Genomic DNA, 2,158 nt, shown 5'->3' on the forward strand with positions numbered 1-2,158 from the left:
CCCCCTGTTCGCCGCCGTGGGTGAACGTGTAGCCAACCGGCTCCTGCGCGTCGTGCGGAATGGGGAAACTCTCGACTTCGAGATCTCGAAACGCAAAACGCGCGCCGGTCTCGAAAACCTTCCAGCGCGGCGTATGCGAGAGTTTTTGCTGCACGGCGTGCACGGTGCCGGCGTTGGCGTAGACTTCGATGTGCGGGTATTTTTTCAGACCCTCGATGCCGGCGCAGTGGTCGCTGTGATCGTGGGTAAGAAACACCGCGTCGATACGCTCAAGATCCTCGCCCGCTTCGTGAACGAGTTGCTTGAGACGCCGGATGGAAAAACCAGCGTCCACCAGAATGCGCGCCCCACCCGTGAGCAGCAGAGCGCAGTTGCCCGCGCTGCCACTGCCAAGAATCCTGAAGCACATGCCCATCGCGTCGTCCCCGCGCCGGAAGTCCGGCGTTCTGCCTCCGGTTAAGTTATTTCGTAATTTCGCCGATGTAGTTGATCAACGGCTGCACCTCGGCGGGAGGCTGCACCCAGTTGCTGTAAAGAAGCTCGGGGAGCGCGTTTTGCGTCTGGTAGAACGTGAAATTGTCCTCGTCGTTGCGCGAAATCCAGCCCGTCTTGACCGTCGCGCCGGCGTAAAGACCCTTGCCCTTGGCGTAAACGAGGACGGGCGTGTTGAGCAGTTCGCGGTTCAGTTTTTCAACGTCAGCCGCGCGCGGGCCATAGACCGCGTTGGCATCGACACCGATGTTGAGGCGGTCGGCGAAAAGCAGCTTGGGCGTCTGTGCGTCCGTGATGATGTAAACCGTCTCGATTGTGTTGCCGCCGATCTGCAACCCCAGGCTCGTCTCGCCCGCGCGAATCAATACCGGGATGCTCCACGAGCCATCGGCCTGGCGCACCAGCACCACGCCGTAGCCATAGCGCATGCCAAAGATAAAGCCGCCCTTTACCTGATTGGTGATGATGATGCCCTTGGCCTGCTTCAGCACCTCGGCGGGGATCTGCGTTTCGGCATTGGCCTGAAACTCGCGGATGATCGCCTCGCAACTTTCGAAGCGGGTGACGAGTGTTTTGCGCGAAGTTTCCGCGCAAACAGCGGAGGCAAGGATGGCAAAGCAGGCAAACAAGATTCCAAGTCGTTTCATGGTGTTGGGAAAATGGATTGCCGCGCACCCTGCCAGAACCCCCGCGCAAAGGAAAGCCGCATCCTTCGCTTTCGACGTTGGACGTTGGATGTTCGACGTTGGACGTTGGACGTTGGACGTTGGATGTTCGCGCCGCAGGCGCGCGCCTCATCCCTTGATTGCCCCGGCGGCGATGCCCTTGACGAGATGCTTTTGCAGCAGGATGTAGATCGCCAGAATCGGCACCGTCACCATCACGAGCCCCGCGAACAGCATCCCGAAGTCGCTCCGGTACTGCGCCGTGATCGCCAGATTTGCCAACCCCAGCGGCAACGTCCGCGCCCCCGCCACCGCGGAATCTCCCCCGCTCGCCAGCATGAACGCGAAAAAATACTCCCTCCAAATCCCGATGAACTGGAAGATCGCCACCGTTGCCAGCCCCGGCCGCGCCAGCGGCAGCATCACGCGCCAGAACGCCCCCGCCTCGCCGCACCCATCCACGACCGCCGCCTCGTAAAGCGAACGCGGCAACCCGCGAAAGAACCCCGCCAGAATGAACACCGCGAACGGCAGCCCGTTGGCCGTGTAAACCAGCACCAGCCCCGGCAGCGAATTGAGCAACCCCAGCGCCCGCAGCTCGAAAAACAACGGCACGATCGACAACTGCACCGGGATCATCAACCCCGCCAGAAACAGCCAGAACACCGCCTTGCCCGCCGGATGATAAAACCGCGCCAGCGCATACGCCGCCATCGACCCAAACAGCAGGATCAACGTCACACTCGACGCCGTCACGATCACCGAATTGAGAAAATAGTCACCAAACCGCGCCCCGCTCCACGCATTCGAATAATTCTCCACTGCCAGCGCATCGACCGCCGGGAACGCAAACGCATCGCGAAAGATGGCCTCATCCTTCTTGAACGACGACGCCACCATCCACGCCATCGGGTACACCACCCAGAGCAAGTAACCCGCCAGCACGGCAAACACGCACACCTTGGAAACCCGGTCCAACATCGTCTTCATCACGACAACCT

The 2,158-nt window shown here is 60.9% G+C and carries 3 protein-coding genes; all 3 read right to left on the reverse strand.

The window, feature by feature from the left end:
- A partial coding sequence (locus OBACDRAFT_RS08050; protein ID WP_232766828.1) for an MBL fold metallo-hydrolase occupies positions 1-409 on the reverse strand: 409 nt, incomplete at its 3' end.
- A gap of 52 nt (positions 410-461) precedes the next feature.
- Positions 462-1,139 (reverse strand): lipid-binding SYLF domain-containing protein, encoded by a 678-nt coding sequence (locus tag OBACDRAFT_RS08055; protein ID WP_043584539.1) that lies wholly within the window; start codon positions 1,137-1,139, stop codon positions 462-464.
- A 147-nt stretch (positions 1,140-1,286) separates the two neighbouring features.
- Positions 1,287-2,150 carry a carbohydrate ABC transporter permease gene (locus OBACDRAFT_RS08060; RefSeq protein WP_232766830.1) on the reverse strand — a complete coding sequence of 288 codons (864 nt, stop codon included), beginning with the start codon at positions 2,148-2,150 and terminating at the stop codon, positions 1,287-1,289.
- Positions 2,151-2,158: the final 8 nt, after the last annotated feature.

The sequence above is a fragment of the Geminisphaera colitermitum TAV2 genome (assembly GCF_000171235.2).
Classification (GTDB): domain Bacteria; phylum Verrucomicrobiota; class Verrucomicrobiia; order Opitutales; family Opitutaceae; genus Geminisphaera; species Geminisphaera colitermitum.